General features: G+C 72.4%; 16 protein-coding genes and 1 riboswitch. Of the genes, 13 read left to right on the top strand and 3 right to left on the bottom strand.

Features of this window, described 5'->3' with window-relative positions; translation table 11 throughout:
- Nucleotides 1–99 precede the first annotated feature (99 nt).
- The 4 genes from IE332_RS11550 (at nucleotide 100) to IE332_RS11535 (ending at nucleotide 4481) form a co-directional block, all read left to right on the top strand.
- On the top strand, nucleotides 100–2073 hold the full coding sequence (locus IE332_RS11550; protein WP_189915692.1) for a serine/threonine-protein kinase: 1974 nt from the start codon (nucleotides 100–102) through the stop codon (nucleotides 2071–2073).
- A 46-nt stretch (nucleotides 2074–2119) separates the two neighbouring features.
- Complete coding sequence (locus IE332_RS11545) at nucleotides 2120–2299, top strand: DUF6104 family protein (RefSeq protein WP_189915691.1); 180 nt, start codon at nucleotides 2120–2122, stop codon at nucleotides 2297–2299.
- 225 nt (nucleotides 2300–2524) lie between these two features.
- Nucleotides 2525–3424, top strand: coding sequence for a DUF4097 family beta strand repeat-containing protein (locus tag IE332_RS11540; RefSeq protein WP_189915690.1), 900 nt, complete (start codon nucleotides 2525–2527; stop codon nucleotides 3422–3424).
- 1 nt (nucleotide 3425) lies between these two features.
- On the top strand, nucleotides 3426–4481 hold the full coding sequence (locus IE332_RS11535; protein ID WP_189915689.1) for a PadR family transcriptional regulator: 1056 nt from the start codon (nucleotides 3426–3428) through the stop codon (nucleotides 4479–4481).
- A gap of 141 nt (nucleotides 4482–4622) precedes the next feature.
- Here the strand turns inward: IE332_RS11535 and IE332_RS11530 are convergent, their stop codons facing one another.
- Both IE332_RS11530 and IE332_RS11525 read right to left on the bottom strand, forming a co-directional pair.
- A complete protein-coding gene (locus tag IE332_RS11530) occupies nucleotides 4623–5585 on the bottom strand; it encodes a zinc-binding dehydrogenase (RefSeq protein ID WP_189915688.1) in 963 nt (320 codons plus the stop codon).
- A gap of 129 nt (nucleotides 5586–5714) precedes the next feature.
- A complete protein-coding gene (locus IE332_RS11525; RefSeq protein WP_189915687.1) occupies nucleotides 5715–6908 on the bottom strand; it encodes an NAD(P)-dependent malic enzyme in 1194 nt (397 codons plus the stop codon).
- A gap of 586 nt (nucleotides 6909–7494) precedes the next feature.
- Here IE332_RS11525 and IE332_RS11520 point away from each other — a divergent pair.
- The 5 genes from IE332_RS11520 (at nucleotide 7495) to IE332_RS11500 (ending at nucleotide 12269) form a co-directional block, all read left to right on the top strand.
- Nucleotides 7495–8421, top strand: coding sequence for an ABC transporter substrate-binding protein (locus tag IE332_RS11520; protein ID WP_189915686.1), 927 nt, complete (start codon nucleotides 7495–7497; stop codon nucleotides 8419–8421).
- Between the two features lie 409 nt (nucleotides 8422–8830).
- A complete protein-coding gene (locus IE332_RS11515; RefSeq protein WP_189915685.1) occupies nucleotides 8831–9757 on the top strand; it encodes an ABC transporter substrate-binding protein in 927 nt (308 codons plus the stop codon).
- A 37-nt stretch (nucleotides 9758–9794) separates the two neighbouring features.
- Nucleotides 9795–10769: an amino acid ABC transporter permease gene (locus tag IE332_RS11510; RefSeq protein ID WP_229928519.1), complete on the top strand. Its 975-nt coding sequence runs from the start codon at nucleotides 9795–9797 to the stop codon at nucleotides 10767–10769.
- On the top strand, nucleotides 10766–11569 hold the full coding sequence (locus IE332_RS11505) for an amino acid ABC transporter ATP-binding protein (RefSeq protein WP_308437555.1): 804 nt from the start codon (nucleotides 10766–10768) through the stop codon (nucleotides 11567–11569). The genes IE332_RS11510 and IE332_RS11505 overlap by 4 nt, the downstream gene beginning before the upstream one ends.
- A 112-nt stretch (nucleotides 11570–11681) precedes the next feature.
- The gene (locus IE332_RS11500; RefSeq protein ID WP_189915684.1) at nucleotides 11682–12269 is read left to right on the top strand and encodes a CGNR zinc finger domain-containing protein; all 588 of its coding nucleotides are present in this window, start codon (nucleotides 11682–11684) and stop codon (nucleotides 12267–12269) included.
- Nucleotides 12270–12337: 68 nt separating this feature from the next.
- Here the strand turns inward: IE332_RS11500 and sodX are convergent, their stop codons facing one another.
- A complete protein-coding gene (gene sodX / locus IE332_RS11495) occupies nucleotides 12338–12700 on the bottom strand; it encodes a nickel-type superoxide dismutase maturation protease (RefSeq protein WP_189915851.1) in 363 nt (120 codons plus the stop codon).
- A gap of 258 nt (nucleotides 12701–12958) precedes the next feature.
- Here sodX and sodN point away from each other — a divergent pair, with 258 nt between their 5' ends.
- The 4 genes from sodN to IE332_RS11475 all read left to right on the top strand — a co-directional run bounded on the left by sodN (nucleotide 12959) and on the right by IE332_RS11475 (nucleotide 16686).
- The gene (gene sodN / locus IE332_RS11490; RefSeq protein ID WP_189915683.1) at nucleotides 12959–13354 is read left to right on the top strand and encodes a superoxide dismutase, Ni; all 396 of its coding nucleotides are present in this window, start codon (nucleotides 12959–12961) and stop codon (nucleotides 13352–13354) included.
- Nucleotides 13355–13442: 88 nt separating this feature from the next.
- Nucleotides 13443–13581, top strand: a riboswitch (cobalamin riboswitch).
- A gap of 93 nt (nucleotides 13582–13674) precedes the next feature.
- On the top strand, nucleotides 13675–14754 hold the full coding sequence (locus IE332_RS11485; protein WP_189915682.1) for a FecCD family ABC transporter permease: 1080 nt from the start codon (nucleotides 13675–13677) through the stop codon (nucleotides 14752–14754).
- A 32-nt stretch (nucleotides 14755–14786) separates the two neighbouring features.
- Nucleotides 14787–15626 carry an ABC transporter ATP-binding protein gene (locus IE332_RS11480; protein WP_189915850.1) on the top strand — a complete coding sequence of 280 codons (840 nt, stop codon included), beginning with the start codon at nucleotides 14787–14789 and terminating at the stop codon, nucleotides 15624–15626.
- A gap of 67 nt (nucleotides 15627–15693) precedes the next feature.
- Nucleotides 15694–16686 (top strand): ABC transporter substrate-binding protein, encoded by a 993-nt coding sequence (locus tag IE332_RS11475; RefSeq protein ID WP_189915681.1) that lies wholly within the window; start codon nucleotides 15694–15696, stop codon nucleotides 16684–16686.
- The last annotated feature ends 39 nt before the right edge of the window (nucleotides 16687–16725 follow it).

Here is a 16725-nt window from a genome sequence, read left to right as displayed (position 1 = left end):
ATAGGTTATGCCTCGCCGGTCGGACACCGGGCGCCCGTCATCGCGCCCCGCCACCGCCCCGGCCGTACGACCTCACCGCTCTCCCAGGGGGATCACCACATGACCGCCGACACGCCTCGGGACGCCGCGAAGCTCCCGCCGGTCTTCCAGCCCCTCCTCCCGGAGGATCCCAAGGAGGTGGGCGGCTACCGGCTGTTCGCCCGCCTCGGCGCCGGCGGCATGGGCCGGGTCTACCTCTCCTACACCCCGGGCGGGCGCCCGGTCGCGCTCAAGGTGGTGCGCCCCGAGTTCGCCGAGGACGGCGAGTTCCGGCGCCGCTTCGCCCAGGAGGTCAGCAACGCCCAGCGGATCCACGGGCTCTACACCGCGCAGGTGATCGACTCCGGCGGCCTGGACAGCGACGCCCCCTGGCTGGTCACCGCCTACGTCCCGGGCCCGTCCCTGCAGCAGGTGGTCCGCGAGCACGGCGCGCTGCCGGTGCGCACCGTCCTGCTCCTGATGGGCGGCATCGCCGAGGCCCTGCAGGCGATCCACAGCGTCGAGGTGGTCCACCGCGACCTCAAGCCCGCCAACGTGCTGGTCGCCGGGGACGGCCCTCGGGTGATCGACTTCGGCATCGCCCGGGCCGCCGACGCCACCGCGCTGACCGGCACCGGCTACCGGATCGGCTCCCCCGCCTTCATGTCCCCCGAGCAGGCCCAGGGCCGCCCGGTCACCCCGGCCACCGACGTCTTCGCGCTCGGCGCCCTGGCCGCGTACGTGGCCGGCGGCACCGCGCCCTTCGGCGACGGCCCGGACACCGCGGTGCTCTACCGGGTGGTGCACGAGGACGCCGACCTGTCGGCCGTCCCGGCGGACCTGCGCGAGCTGATCCAGCGCTGCCTGGCGAAGAACCCGGAGGACCGGCCGAAGCCCGCCGAGATCATCCAGGTCGCCCGCAACCACCCCGAGGTCGGCGGCCAGCTGCGGTTCGCCGACGACTGGCTGCCGCGCCAGGTCAACACCGAGATCACCCGCCGCTCCGACCTCCCCAAGACCCCGCCCACCCCGCTGCCGGCCGCGCCGGCCACCCCGCCCACGCCGGTGCCCGCGATGCCCGCCGCCCCGGCCACTCCCCCGCCGCCGGCCGTCGCGCCGACCCACCCGGCCACCGCCGTGCAGCCGCAGCAGCCCGTGGCACCCCCGCCGGGCTTCACGCCGCCGCCGCTCGGCTCGTACGGCGCCCCGCAGCCGCCCACCGAGTCGCCGACCGCCCCGGTGCTGCCCTCGCCGCCGACCGTCCAGCTCCGGCAGGAGCCGCCGACCTTCGACACCCCGCCGCCCGGCCCGGTGGTGACCTCCGACCCGGCGCCCGAGCCGGAGCCCAAGCGCAAGGGCGGGGTGTCCTGGAAGGTGCTGCTCACCGTCGCCCTGGTGATGGCGGTCGGCGGCACCGCGGGCGGCGTGGTCCTGATGAAGAAGCTGAACGACGACAAGAAGAAGGACTCCTCCAACGCCGCCCCCGCCACCGGCGGACCGGCCGCCTCCAAGCCGGCGGCGGCCCCGACCGAGACCTCCTCCCCCAGCCCGAGCAGCACGTTCACCAACTCGCCGGTGACGGCCGGCCCTTCACAGTCCGCCTCGGGCGCCGTCTCGGCCCCGGCCCGGCCGACCGGTTACACCCTGCTGCTGGACAAGAAGGCGCTCTCGATCCCGGCCGCCGACTACTCCTCCGACGCGTACCGGATCGACCTGGTCAACGGCACCGTGGTGCCGCGCAGCAGCAGCGGCCTGAAGTGGGGCCTCGGCGTCACCAACAACGGCGCCGGCTTGAAGGCCAACGCGTTCGAGAGCTCCGGGGACGAGCGGTCGGACTTCGCCGTGATCACGGACTCCACGGTGACGGCCGAGCAGTGCGCCGCCGCGATCGACTCCCGTCCGGACACCGACCTGTCCTACAACCGGGTCGCGCCCGGGCGCCTGCTCTGCATCCGCGACCGGGTCTCCCGGAACATCGCCATCGCCGCGATCAGCACGGCGGACGCGACCACCGGCGCCGCCTCGCTCACCGTCAGCACCTGGCGGGCCAGCTGACCGGTCTATCCTGACCAGGTCAATCCCCATCGGACCGGAGCGAACCGTGTACTTCACCGACCGAGGCATCGAGGAGCTGGCGAACCGCCGCGGCGAGGAGGAGGTCAGCTTCGACTGGCTGGCCGAGCGCCTGCGCGAGTTCGTCGACCTCAACCCGGACTTCGAGATCCCGGTCGAGCGGCTGGCCACCTGGCTGGCCCGGCTCGACGACGAGGACGACGAGTGACCCGGTGACGGCCGTCGAGAGGCCCGGGAGGCGGTTGCCTCCCGGGCCTCTCGCATGTCCCGGTGCCCTCTCCGCCCGGTCTCGCCCGGGTGTCCCGTAGGGGAAGGCTCGGGGGCGGATCGGGGTCGGGTCCGGGGTCGGGCACGCTTGATTTTCCCGTCACGCGATATATCGTCTTTAAAAGAGAACGCGATACATCGCGATCCGCGACGGGAGGCGGCAGAGATGAGCCAGTGGACGATCGAGGAGCCCGGCAGGACCACCGTGGACGAGCCGGTCCGCGCCCTGCACGTGCGGGTCATCGAGGGCACCGTGAACGTGGTGGCCGCCGAGGGCCCGGCCCGCCTGGAGGTCACCGAGCTCCAGGGCGACCCGCTGCACGTGACGCTGGTGGACGGCGTGCTGACGGTCACCTACAAGGACCTCAACAGCTGGGGCGAGTTCGGCGACTGGCTCAAGTCGGTCGGCTCGGTCAAGAGCTTCTTCGGCTCCCTCAAGCGCAAGCGGGTCGTCGGCATCACCCTCACCGTCCCGGCCGACGCCGAGGTCAAGGTCGGCACCGTCTCCGCCGACGCCACCGTCTCCGGCGTGGCCGGGCACGTCTCGGTGCAGAGCGCCAACGGCGACGCCACCCTGGTCGGACTGACCGGGCGCACCGACGCCAACACCGTCACCGGCGACGTGGACGCCCAGTCGATCGGCGGCCAGCTCCGGGTCAACACCGTCTCCGGGCAGCTCACGGTGGTCGCCGGCACCGCCGACCGGGTCCAGGCGAACGCCGTCACCGGCGCCGTCACCCTGGACCTCGACGTCGACGGCGCGGCCGACGTCAAGGTCAGCACCGTCAGCGGCCCGGTCGTGGTCCGGATCCCCTCCCGCACCGACGCCAAGGTCGAGGCCGGCTCCACCAGCGGCGACATCTCCAGCAGCTTCGAGCAGCTCAAGCTGAGCAGCACCTGGGGCGCCAAGAAGCTCTCCGGCCAGCTCGGCGAGGGCCGCGGCAGCCTCGGCGTCACCACCGTCTCCGGCTCGGTGACCGTGCTGAGCCGTCCCGAGCCCGAGGACGAGGGCCCGGCCAAGGAGCTCCCCGCCGCCGGCAAGCCCGACTTCACCAAGGAGGTCTGAGATGACCCCCGTCTTCGGCCACGGCCGGCTCCGCCTCTACCTGCTGAAGCTGCTCGACGAGGCACCGCGGCACGGCTACGAGGTGATCCGCCTGCTGGAGGAGCGGTTCCAGGGCCTGTACGCCCCCTCGGCCGGGACGGTCTACCCGCGGCTGGCCAAGCTGGAGCAGGAGGGCCTGGTCGCCCACAGCACCGAGGGCGGCCGCAAGGTCTACCGGCTGACCGACGCCGGTCGCGCCGAACTCGAAGCCCGGCAGGGCGAGTTGGACGAGCTGGAGCTGGAGATCCTGGACTCCGTGGCGCAGCTCGCCGGGGCGATCCGGGAGGACGTCCGGGACAGCGCCAAGGACCTGCGCGAGGAGCTGTGGAAGGCCGCCAAGCAGACCCCCCGGCCCGACCGCGCCCCGGGCGACGGCGCCGGCGACGCCTGGTCGGGCCCGTGGGGCGACAACGACGCCTGGCAGCGCACCAAGGAGGAGTTCGCGCAGTTCAAGCGGCAGGCCAAGGAGCAGGCCAAGCGGGCCCGGGAGCAGGAGAAGGCCGCCAAGGCCAAGGCGAAGGCCGCCGAGGACGAGGCCCGGCGGCTGCGCGCCCAGGCCAAGGCCTCGCGCAACGCCGCGCAGCAGGAGGCCCTGCGGATCAAGCGCCGGGTCGAGCAGCAGGTGCGCGAGCACGCGGCCAAGGGCGACTGGCCGACCGGGCTGGCCGAGGGCCTGGCCGAGCTGACCAAGGGCCTGTCCGGCCTGGCCGACGCGGCCCGCTGGGGCAACCCGGTGGACGAGCCCGCCGGGCAGGGCGAGCGGATCGACGTGACCCGGATCGACCTGGACAAGGACGGCCCGGACAAGGACGGGACCGCCACCCCCGCCGACCTGCCCGGATGGACGCACACCGACCCGGCCGGGGACCCGTCCCGCGAGCTGGAGCGGCTGCTCGACCGCTTCCGCGACCAGGTCCGCGACGCGGCCCGGGACGGCGGGGTGAGCGCGGACAAGCTGGCCGAGGCCCGCGCGGTGCTGGGCGCCGCGGGCGAGCGGCTGAGGCGGCTGCTCGGCTGAGCGGCTGAGGCGGCTGCTCGGCTGAGCGGCTGAGGCGGCTGAGCGGCCGACTGCCGAGCGGCCGGCCGACCGCCGGCCCGGCCGAAGGACCCCGGGCCCGGTGCTCCCCCGAGGAGCACCGGGCCCCGACGGGCCCTGGCGTCAGGGGTTGAGGACGATCTTGCCGAAGACCTCGCCCTTGGCCAGCCGGGCGAAGCCCTCCCGGGCCTCGCTCAGCGGCAGCACCGAGTCGATCACCGGGCGGACGCCGGTGTTGGCGCACAGCGCGAGCAGCCCGGCCAGCTCCTCCTTGGTGCCCATGGTCGAGCCGACCACCTTGAGCTCCAGGAAGAAGATCCGGTTCAGCTCGGCGGCGCGCGGGCTGGGTCCAGAGGTGGCACCCGAGATGACGATGGTGCCGCCCGGACGCAGCGACTTCACCGAGTGCGACCAGGTCGCGGCGCCGACCGTCTCCATCACCGCGTCGACCCGCGCGGGCAGCCGGGCGCCGCTCTCGAAGGCCGCGTCGGCGCCCAGCTCCACCGCCCGGCGGCGCTTGGCCTCGTCCCGGCCGGTGACCCAGACCCGCAGGCCGGCCGCCTTGCCGAGGACGACCAGCGCGGTCGCCACGCCGCCGCCGGCGCCCTGCACCAGGACGGTGTCACCGGGCTTGACCCCGGCGTTGGTGAACAGCATCCGGTAGGCCGTCAGCCACGCGGTGGGCAGACAGGCGGCCTCCTCGAAGCTGAGCTCCGCGGGCTTGGGCAGCAGGTTCCAGGTGGGCACCGCGACCTGCTGGGCGAAGGTGCCCTGGTAGCGCTCGGTCAGGATGGACCGCGGTTCGTCCGGGCCCACCCCGTGGCCGCTCTGCCCGATCACCGAGTGGATGACCACCTCGTTGCCGTCCTCGTCGACACCGGCGGCGTCGCAACCGAGGATCATCGGCAGCTTCTCGGCGGGCAGGCCCACGCCCCGCAGCGACCACAGGTCGTGGTGGTTGAGGCTGGCGGCCTTGACCGTGACCACGCTCCACCCGGGCCGGGCCTGCGGCTCGGGGAGCTCGCCCAACTCCAGTCCGCTGAGCGGGTCGTCGGCATCGATACGTGCGGCGTAGGCAGCAAACATGAACCGGACGATAGCGGCGACGGCCGGGGCCGGGAACCACGCGTGAGTGTGACGCGTGTCCCTGCCCCGGCCGTCCGCGGTCCGTCCGTCAGCCGTTCCTCAGGCCGTCGGCCCGGTTCGTGTCCCGGTTCAGATCCGGGCCACGCCCTCGGCCCGGGCGGCCTCGGCGACGGCCTTGGTGACCGCCGGGGCGACCCGCTCGTCGAACGGCGAGGGGATGACCTTCTGCGGCGTGAGCTCGTCGGCGACGACACCGGCCAGCGCCTTGGCGGCGGCCAGCTTCATGCCTTCGGTGATCCGGCTGGCCCGCACCTGCAGGGCGCCGGCGAAGATGCCGGGGAAGGCCAGCACGTTGTTGATCTGGTTCGGGAAGTCGCTGCGGCCGGTGGCCACGACCGCCGCGTACTTGTGCGCGACCTCGGGGTGGATCTCCGGGTTGGGGTTGGCCATCGCGAAGACGAACGCGCCCTCGGCCATCGTCGCGACGACCTCCTCCGGCACGGTGCCGCCGGAGACGCCGATGAACACGTCGGCGCCGGCCATCGCGTCGGCCAGCGAGCCCTTGAGGCCGGAGCGGTTGGTCCGCGCGGCGATCTCGGCCTTGACGTCGGTGAGGTCGCCGCGGCCCTCGTACACCACGCCCTTGCGGTCGCAGACGGCCACGTCGCCGATGCCGGCGGCCACCAGCATCTTGGCGATGGCGATGCCGGCCGCGCCGGCGCCGGAGATGACGGCCCGCAGCGAGCCGATCTCGCGGCCGGTGACCTCGGCCGCGTTCCAGAGGGCGGCGGTGGTGACGATCGCGGTGCCGTGCTGGTCGTCGTGGAAGACCGGGATGTCCAGGGCGTCCTGGAGGCGGCGCTCGATCTCGAAGCAGCGGGGGGCGGAGATGTCCTCCAGGTTGACCCCGCCGAAGGAGGGCGCCAGCCGGACCACGGTCTCGACGATCTCGTCGACGCCGGTGCAGGCGAGCGCGATCGGCACCGCGTCCACGCCGCCGAACTGCTTGAACAGGATGGCCTTGCCCTCCATCACGGGCAGCGAGGCCTCCGGGCCGATGTCGCCGAGGCCCAGCACCGCGGTGCCGTCGGTGACCACCGCGACGGTGTTGGACTTCCAGGTGTAGTCGTTGACCAGCTCGGGCTGCTCGGCGATGGCCGTGCAGACCCGGGCGACACCGGGGGTGTAGGCGAGGGACAGGTCGTCCGCGTCACGCACCGGGACGGTCGCCCGGATCTCCATCTTGCCGCCGCGGTGCAGCGCGAAAACCGCGTCGACCGGATCGTCGGTGTCCTGGGTGCTGCTGATGATCTCCGCTGCCACGATGACCTCTTCGTCATTGATCTGGCGAGGGCACACGGCCGACGGCGGGACGACCCGTCCGGAAACCGGAAACCGGGTACGCCGAAGCGGACCCGGGGTCGGGGTCGGGGCGCTGTGTCGGGAGGCGCCCTCGGGTGAGGGTTTTATGGGGTCTTGTGTTTGTCCGCGTTAGTGCTACCGGGGCCGAGCCTAGGTCGGACGAAGGCATCGCACCTATGCCTTTTCGTCCTCGTCACGTGCGGTTCATCGCCGCGCTGTCGCGTCCCAGGGGCCCGGCGTCGGAAGCGCCGGGCTCCGGCGGCGGCAACGGCAGTGAGCACACGCGCACCCGCAGGAGTGAACGCAGACGCGAGGGGATTCGGTGCCCCGGATACGGAGTCACGTGAGGACTTCCGTTCCCGGGCACCCCGGGCCTGTCAGGACTCGGCGGTCTGGTTCGAGCGTCCGGGGGTCACCCGGTACGGCATTCTGACACACCCGCCGCCGGGCCCGGCAGGGCGGGATGGCAGGATCGCTTGTCCGCCATTTCGCGTACACCACCGCGACACCGTGGCGACCGCACGTCCCTCCCACAGGAGCCTCCCTCATGCCTCACCCCCTCCCCTTCCGCCGTCCGGCCCTGGCCGGCGCCGTCCTGGCCACCGCCGGTGCCCTCCTGCTGACCGGTTGCGGAGGCGGCGGGCAGGCCGCCGCGGACGACCCGGTCAAGGATGTCCGCAGCAAGCTGCCGAAGGCGCAGCGCTCGGCCGGGGTGCTCCGCATCGGCATGGACGTCAACTACGCCCCGGTGGAGTTCCGCGGCCCGGACGGCAAGCCGACCGGCCTCGACCCGGAGCTGGCCGCCGCCCTCGGCAAGATCCTCGACGTGCGGATCGAGTTCGTCGACACCACGTTCGACAAGCTGATACCGAACCTCCAGGGCAAGCAGTACGACGTGGCGATGTCCGCGCTCAGCGACATCCGCCAGCGCCGCGAGGGCCTGGACGAGAACGGCAAGCCGACCGCCGCCGCCGTGGACTTCGTGGACTACTTCATCGCCGGTACCTCGATCGTCGTCCCGAAGGGCAACCCCAAGGGGATCAAGACCCTGGACGACCTGTGCGGCAAGACCGTCGCGCTCCAGCAGGGCACCACCCAGGACGAGATCATCACCCGCCAGGTGGCGGTCTGCGCCCGGACCGGCCGCCAGCTGACCACGCACAAGCTGGACAGCGACGCCAAGGCGCTGGCCGAGGTCGCCTCCGGCGCGGCCGCGGCCGGGGTGAACGACTTCCCGGTGGCCGCCTACGCGGCCAAGACCACCGACGGCGGCAACCGCTTCGAGGTGACCGGCGCGCAGTCCACCTCCAACCCGTACGGGATCGCGGTGCGCAAGAGCGACACCGAGCTGCGCGACGCGCTGGCCAAGGCGGTCGACCAGCTGATCCGCGGCGGCGAGTACGACAAGATCCTCGCCAAGTGGAACGTCAGCGCCGGCGCGGCGCAGAACGCCGTGGTCAACGGGGGCATCTGAGCGGGCGGGCGGCGGGCCTCCGGGCTGAGCACAGAGGGATCTGCATACTTATGCGCAGGGTGACAGGGGCCCGGGATAGGTCCGAATAGCGGACGGTGTGACCCCTCGTTATCCGATTTTGATCTGGATCAGGGCCACCTGACCGTCATCAGATGGCAGGATTCCCCCCATCTCGGATCGACGGCCACTGGTCGAGGCGGTTCGGTCAACGTCCACCTCGGCGGAGGGTGGCGGAAGCAGTACTCGTAGAACCCTGGGCGGTCCCAGCGCCCAGGCACTGCAGAACCCGGCCTTGCACGTACGACGACGTACGACGCACACCGTACGACGCCGTACGGCTCGCACCCCCGGTGCGCCGCTCCCGCGGCGCGCTCCGCCCGACCTTCTCTCCCAGGAGGAGATCCCCCTCATGACCGCCCGTACCAAGCGCACCCGCCTCTACGCGGCCGGTGTGGTCGCCGCCTCCGTCTCCCTCGTGCTGACCGGCTGCAGCAGCAGCAAGAGCGAGGGCAGCGGCGCTCCCAACGCCTCCGCGACCGTCAACGAGGTCAAGGCCGACCCCAAGCTGGCCGCGCTCGTCCCGGACGACGTCAAGTCCGCCGGCAAGCTCGTCGTGGGCGCGGACGCCTCGTACGCCCCGGACGAGTTCAAGGACGACAGCGGCAAGGTCATCGGCATGGACGTCGACCTGGCCACCGCCATCGCCACCAAGCTCGGTCTGAAGGCCGAGGTCCAGGACTCCGGCTTCACCGCGATCATCCCCGGCATCCAGTCGAACAAGTTCCAGCTCGGCATGTCGTCCTTCACGGACAACAAGGAGCGCGAGCAGATCGTCGACATGGTCACCTACTTCAACTCCGGCAGCGCCATCGCCGTGAAGAAGGGCAACCCGGAGAAGATCGACCCCAAGGACCTCTGCGGCAAGAAGGTCGCCGTCCAGACCGGCACCACCCAGGCCGACGAGATCAAGGACACCCGCAACCCGGACTGCGCCAAGGCGGGCAAGCCGGGCGTCCAGAACGACGGCGACAAGTTCGACCTCCAGACGGACGTCACCAACGCCGTGGTCTCCGGCCGCGACCAGGCGATGATGGCCGACTCCCAGGTCGTCGACTACGCGATCAAGCAGTCCGACGGCCAGCTGGAGAAGGTCGGCGAGACCTACGGCGTGGCCCCCTACGGTGTCGCCCTGGCCAAGGGCTCCAAGCTCACCCCGGCCATCCAGGGCGCCATCCAGTCGCTGATCGACGACGGCACCTACAAGCAGATCCTCACCAAGTGGGGCGTCGAGGCCGGTGCCATCGACAAGTCGACCGTCAACGGCGCCGTCAGCTGACCCCTCGTACGCTTCATCTCTCCCCCGAGGCCACACCGTGAACTCTTTGGACAAGGGGACGGCGGGACAGGGACGGCCTGAGACCATCAAGGCCGTCCCGGTCCGCCACCCCGGACGCTGGGCGGGCGCCGTCGTCATCGCCCTGCTCGCGGCGATGCTGCTGAGCGCCCTCTTCACCAACCCCGCTTTCAAGTGGGACATCGTCGGCAAGTACCTGTTCCACGACAGCATCGTGCACGGCATGGTCGTGACGCTGGAACTGACCGCGCTCTCCATGCTCATGGGGGTGGTCGGCGGCATCGTCCTCGCGGTGATGCGGCTGTCCCCGAACCCGCTGCTCTCCGGCACCGCCTGGGTCTACATCTGGGTCTTCCGCGGCACCCCGGTGCTGGTACAGCTGGTGATGTGGAACTTCCTCGGCCTGATCTGGGCCAAGCTGTCGATCGGCGTGCCGTGGGGACCGGAGTTCTGGTCCGAGTCGACCAACGTCCTGATCCCGACCTTCGTCGCCGCCCTGCTGGGCCTCGGCCTGAACGAGGCCGCCTACATGGCGGAGATCGTCCGCGGCGGCATCCAGTCGGTGGACGAGGGGCAGACCGAGGCCGCGCACGCGCTCGGCATGAGCCAGTTCCAGACCATGCGGCGGATCATCCTGCCGCAGGCCATGCGGGTGATCATCCCGCCGACCGGCAACGAGACCATCTCGATGCTCAAGACCACCTCGCTGGTCTCGGTGATCTCCCTGGAGGAGATCTTCCGGGCCGGCCAGGTGATCTACTCTCGGAACTACCAGAACATCCCGCTGCTGATCGTGGTCAGCCTCTGGTACCTCTTCTTCACCTCCGTGCTGACCATCGGGCAGTACTACATCGAGCGCCACTACGCCCGGGGCTCCAACCGCACCCTCCCGCCCACCCCGCTGCAACGGCTGCGGGGCCTGTTCGCCGGGAAGCCCGCCCCGAAGACGACGGCCGACGTCGTCCCGGGGCTCGAGGGAGGTGGTCACGTATGACCGATCTGACCAAGACCCCCGCCGACGCCGTCGCGGCCGCCGAGCCCATGGTCCGCGCCGAGAACGTGCACAAGTCCTACGGCCCGGTCGAGGTGCTCAAGGGCATCGACCTGGAGGTCAAGCAGGGCGAGGTGTTCTGCCTGATCGGCCCGTCCGGCTCCGGCAAGTCGACCTTCCTGCGGTGCATCAACCACCTGGAGAAGATCAACGGCGGCCGCCTCTGGGTGGACGGCGAGCTGGTCGGCTACCAGCAGCGGGGCGACAAGCTCCACGAGCTCAGGGACCGCGAGGTCGCCGTCAAGCGGCGCGACATCGGCATGGTCTTCCAGCGCTTCAACCTGTTCCCGCACATGACGGCCATAGAGAACGTCATCGAGGCTCCGGTCCAGGTCAAGGGCGAGAACAAGGCCGCCGCCCGCGAGCGCGGGATGGCCCTGCTGGAGCGGGTCGGCCTCGCCGACAAGGCGAAGAACTACCCCTCCCAGCTCTCCGGCGGCCAGCAGCAGCGCGTCGCGATCGCCCGCGCGCTGGCCATGAAGCCCAAGCTGATGCTCTTCGACGAGCCCACCTCGGCGCTCGACCCGGAGCTGGTCGGCGACGTCCTCGACGTCATGCGCGGCCTCGCCGAGGAGGGCATGACGATGGTGGTCGTCACCCACGAGATGGGCTTCGCCCGCGAGGTCGGTGACGCGCTGGTGTTCATGGACGGCGGCGTGGTCGTCGAGGCCGGCAACCCCCGCGAGGTCCTCACCAACCCGCAGCACGAGCGCACCAGGGCCTTCCTCTCCAAGGTGCTCTGAGCCCGTACCGTCGGCGCCCGGCAGGCAGCTCCTGCCGGGCGCCGACGTTTTCCTCGCCCTGGTAATAGGCTGGAAGCAGTCAGCCCGTTACCGATCTTCTGGAAGGACCTCCGTGGAGCTCGCCTCGTACGCCGATCTCGCCGTTCGGCTGGTGAACACCGAGGAGCCCGAGCGCGGCACCGACGCGCTGACCTCCGTGGACGCGGTCCGCGCCCTCTTCTCCGACTCCTCGCGGGCCGCCGCGCTCGCCGACGAGTCCGACCTGCCCCGGCTCCGGGCCGTACGGACCCGGCTGCGCGGCGTCTTCGAGGCCGCCGCCGACGGGGACGAGATCCGGGGCGTCGACCTGCTGAACAGCCTGCTGATGGAGTACCCCGTCAGCCCGCTGGTCTCCGGGCACGACTACCTGGACGACGCCGGACGGCCGCGCTGGCACCTGCACCTGGCCGACAACTCGCCGACCGCCACCGCGCACTTCAGCGCGGTCGCCTGCATGGGCCTGGCCGTCCACCTGACCGAGCTGGGCGCCGACCGGCTGGGCATCTGCCAGGCCGCGCCCTGCCGCAACGCCTACCTGGACACCTCGACCAACCGGTCCCGCCGCTACTGCTCGGACCGCTGCGCGACCCGGGCCAACGTGGCCGCCTACCGGGCCCGCAAGCGCCAGGAGGCGGAGGCCGCGCTGGGCGGCAAGCCGTAGGACTTTCTCGGCCGCCCTCCGCCGTCCTCAGTCGTCCTCAGCCGCCCCCGCCGTCCTCACAGGCGTCCTCAGACGTCTTCCGCCCAGACGCCCAGGCGGCGGGCCAGGCCCGGCACCCGGGCCAGCGGCGGGGCGAGCAGCAGCCGCTCCAGCCGGCGGCCCGGCGCCAGCCAGGCCGGGTGGGGGCGCAGCCGCAGCAGCACCCGGCCGAGCACCAGCTCGTCCGGGACGGCACCGTAGCTGCGGCTGTCGCTGTCCACCGGACGGTTGTCGGAGAGCAGCCACCAGCCCCCGGCCCGGCGCCCGGCGGCCCGCTTCACCACCAGCAGGTCCTGCTGGAAGGGGTGCCGGAAGAGCACCACGGCCCCCGGCCGGATCGGCGCGCCGTAGCGGACCAGCAGCTGGTCGCCCTCGCGCAGGGTCGGGACCATCGACGGGCCCGCCACGTCGACCAGCCCGAACGGCAGGGCACCGCCCCGCTCCCGGCCCACCGGTTCCGTGCTCCGTGCCACGACTCCTCCTCCCGCCCCGCCCGGCCCCAGTCTGCCGTACGGACCGTCACCTGTTCGATGTCCGGATTGGCCTGGTTCCGGGTCCGTCTTTTGCCCTAGGCCCACCGCCCGATCGCGAAACCACGAGGGCGGAAGGGTAATCTCGGGCGCGGGAAGACGATCTAAGGAAGGACTCCCATGTTCTCTCGTCTGTTTGCACCGCGTGCCACCGCCCACGCCCACTGTGACCTGCCCTGCGGCGTGTACGACCCGGCGCAGGCCCGGATCGAGGCCGAGTCGGTCAAGGCCACCCAGGAGAAGTACCAGGCCAACGAGGACGCGCACTTCCGCGCCCGCGCCGTCATCATCAAGGAGCAGCGCGCCGAGGCCGTCAAGCACCACATCTCGGTGCTGTGGAGCGACTACTTCAAGGCCCCGCACTTCGAGAAGTACCCGCAGCTGCACCAGCTGATCAACGACACCCTGAAGGCCGCCTCGGCCGCCAAGGCGTCGACCGACCCGGCCACCGGCCAGGCCCTGCTGGACCTGATCGCCGAGGTCGACAAGATCTTCTGGGAGACCAAGCAGGCCTGAGCCTGACGCGTCGCCACCCGACCGCCCCCGTCCGCACCGCCGGACGGGGGCGGTCGTGCGTTCCCGTCCGGCCCAAAGCTGGTAAGGGTCACAGGTGCTGAGCGGCTGTTATGCTGCCAGGGCGTCCGAGGGGGAAGTCCGGTGCGAATCCGGCGCTGACCCGCAACGGTGAGCGCGGTCCCAGAGACCGTGCCAGCCCGATCGCCCCCGGCCGCTGACCTCCCGACAACTCGCCGCGGACTGCGAGGGGAACGGCGCCCCGGCACGCCCGCGGACCGCGCCCGCCCCGGCGCGCCCCCGGCCCGAGGCAAGGCGCACCCGTGAACCGCGCACCCGCGAACCGAGCGGCCGGCCCGCCCGTCAGCCGCATACCCGCGCTCCCGCTCGCCGCCGGCCTCGCCGCGGCCCTGCTGCTCTCCCTGGTCTGCGGGGTCGCGTTCGGCTCCTCCGAGCTCGGACTCCCCCGCGTGCTGCGGCTGCTGGGCGCCGGGCTGACGGGCGGTCGGCTGGAGGCCGGCGAGGCGGCCGGGTACGCCATCGTCTGGGAGATCCGGCTGCCGCGCACCGTCCTGGCCGCCGTGGTCGGCGCCGGGCTGGCGGCCACCGGGGTCGCCGTCCAGGCGCTGGTGCGCAACGCGCTCGCCGACCCCTTCGTCCTCGGCATCTCCTCCGGCGCGGCCGTCGGCGCCAACGCCGTACTGCTGTTCGGCGCCTTCGCCTCGCTCGGGGTGTGGGCGGTCTCCGTCTCCGCCTTCGGCTCCGCGCTGGTCGCGATGGCGCTGGTCTACCTCGCCGCCCGCACCGCGTACGGGCTCACCCCGCTGCGGCTGGTGCTCACCGGCACCGCCCTCTCCTACGGCTTCTCGGCCGGCACCACCCTGATGGTCTTCGCCGCCGACCGCGGCGAGGCCGCCCGGGACGCCATGATGTGGCTGCTCGGCAGCCTCGGCGGCGCCACCTGGGGCTCGGTGCCGATCGCCGCCGCCACCGTCCTGGCCGGGCTCGCGTACCTGGCCTGCGCCGCCGGACGGCTGGACGCGCTGGCCATGGGCGACGAGACCTCCGCCTCGCTCGGGGTGGACCCGGACCGGCTGCGCCGCGAACTGTTCGTGGTGACCGCCGCCGTCACCGGCACGGTGGTCGCGGTCAGCGGGGCGATCGGCTTCGTCGGGCTGCTGGTGCCGCACCTGGTGCGGATGCTGGTCGGCGCCGGGCACCGCCGGGTGCTGCTGGTCGCCCCGCTCGCCGGCGCCCTGCTGCTGGTCTGGGTGGACATCGCCTCCCGCACCCTGCTCGCGCCCGCCGAACTGCCCGTCGGGGTGTTCACCGCCGTGCTCGGCGTCCCCGTCTTCCTGCTGATGATGCGCCGCCGCGGCCACGCCTTCGGAGGCAACCGGTGACCGACCCGGCCCTGGTGACCGGCCCAACCCTGGTGACCGGCCCGACCGGCCGGACCGGTCCGGCGGGGGCGCAGGACCTCGACGTCGACGCCGTCTCGGTGGAGCTGGCCGGCACCCGGCTGGTCCACGAGGTGAGCCTGGCGGCCGCCGCCGGGCAGGTGATCGGACTGGTCGGGCCGAACGGCAGCGGCAAGTCGACCCTGCTGCGCTGCGTCTACCGGGTGCTGAAGCCGGCCGGCGGGGCGGTCCGGCTGGACGGCGCCGACCTGCACGCGCTCACCGCCCGCGAGTCGGCCCGTCGGGTGGCCGCGCTGACCCAGGAGCACTCCGCCGAGTTCGACTTCACGGTGGCCGAGGTCGTCGCCATGGGCCGGCTGCCGCACCGGCGCGGCTTCGGCGCCCCGGCCGAGGGGGACCGGGAGCGCTGCGCCGAGGCCCTGCGCAAGGTCCGGGCCGGGCACCTCGCCGAACGGGGCTTCCTGAGCCTGTCCGGGGGCGAGAAGCAGCGGGTGCTGTTCGCCCGGGCGCTCGTCCAGGAGCCGCGCCTGCTGGTCCTCGACGAACCCACCAACCACCTCGACATCGCCCACCAGTTGGAGGTCCTGGCGCTGGCCCGCGAGGCCGGGCCGACGGTGCTCACGGCACTGCACGACCTCAACCTGGCGGCTGGCCACTGCGACCTGCTGTACGTGCTCCGGGAGGGCCGGATCGTGGCCTCCGGGCCACCCGGCGAGGTGCTCCGCCCCGCCCTGCTGGCCGAGGTGTTCGGCGTCCGGGCCACCCCGGTCCGGCACCCGGGGACGGGCGCCGTCCAGCTGCTGTTCGACCGCCTCGACCGTCCCGACCGCCTCGACCGCTCCGCCGACGCCTGAGCCCTGCGCCCGGGCCCGACGCCTGAGCCCGACGCCTCCCCCGCCGTCCGACCCCGAAGGAACCACCGTGCGCACCAAGGCCGTTGCCGCCGCCACCCTGCTCGTCCTCGGACTCACCGCCTGCGGCGCCGAGATCGCCCCGGGCGAAGCCGCCACCGCCTCCGCCCATTACCCGGTGACCGTGGAGAACTGCGGCGAGAAGCTCACCTTCGCGCAGAAGCCCGCCCGGGTGGTCACCAACGACGTCAACATCACCGAGCTGATGCTCGCCCTCGGCCTCGCCGACCGGATGGCCGGCTACGTCATGCCGGACGACAAGGGCAAGGTCGACCAGGTGCCCTGGAAGGACGGCTACCAGCAGACCACCTGGCTCTCCAAGAAGACCCTCACCAAGGAGATCGCGCTGGACGCCGGGGCCGACCTGGTCCTGGCCGGCTGGCACTACGGCTTCGACGAGGGCAGCGGCGTCACCCCGCAGGCGTTCAAGGCCCTCGGCATCGGCTCGTACGTGCTCAGCGAGTCCTGCCGCAGCGGCAAGGGCACCGAGCGCGGCGTGATGGACCCGCTGGAGGCGCTCTACACCGACCTGGCCAACCTCGGCGAGGTCTTCGACGTCAAGGACCGCGCCGACCGGCTGATCGCCGACGCCAGGGCGCGGATCGCCGCCGTCCCGCAGCCCGAGCGCCGCCCGTCCGTCTTCCTGTACGACAGCGGGCAGGACAAGCCGTACACCGCCGGGAAGTTCGCCGCCGCGAACGAGATCATCGCCAAGGCCGGCGGGACCAACATCATGGCCGACCTCGCCGACACCTGGGTCACCGCCGGCTGGGAGAGCGTGGTGCGGCGCGACCCCGAGGTGATCGTGATCAACGACTACGCGACCCCGAACGCCGAGGAGAAGCGGAGGTTCCTCACGTCCTTCCCGCCGCTGGCGAACGTCTCCGCGATCAAGAACGACCGGATCTTCGTCCTGGACTACGTCGACCTGGTGGAGAGCCCGCGCAACCCCGCCGCGATCGGCGCCCTGGCCGACTACCTGCGCACCGTGACACCCCGCTGACCGGCCGGGACCGGCGCTCCTCCGGTGCGCGGGCCCCGG

It is taken from the genome of Kitasatospora xanthocidica, assembly GCF_014656195.1.
In the GTDB taxonomy this organism is placed as follows: domain Bacteria; phylum Actinomycetota; class Actinomycetes; order Streptomycetales; family Streptomycetaceae; genus Kitasatospora; species Kitasatospora xanthocidica.
The sequence above is the reverse complement of the archived record's forward strand: the minus strand, read 5'-3'. Positions and strand labels throughout refer to the sequence as shown.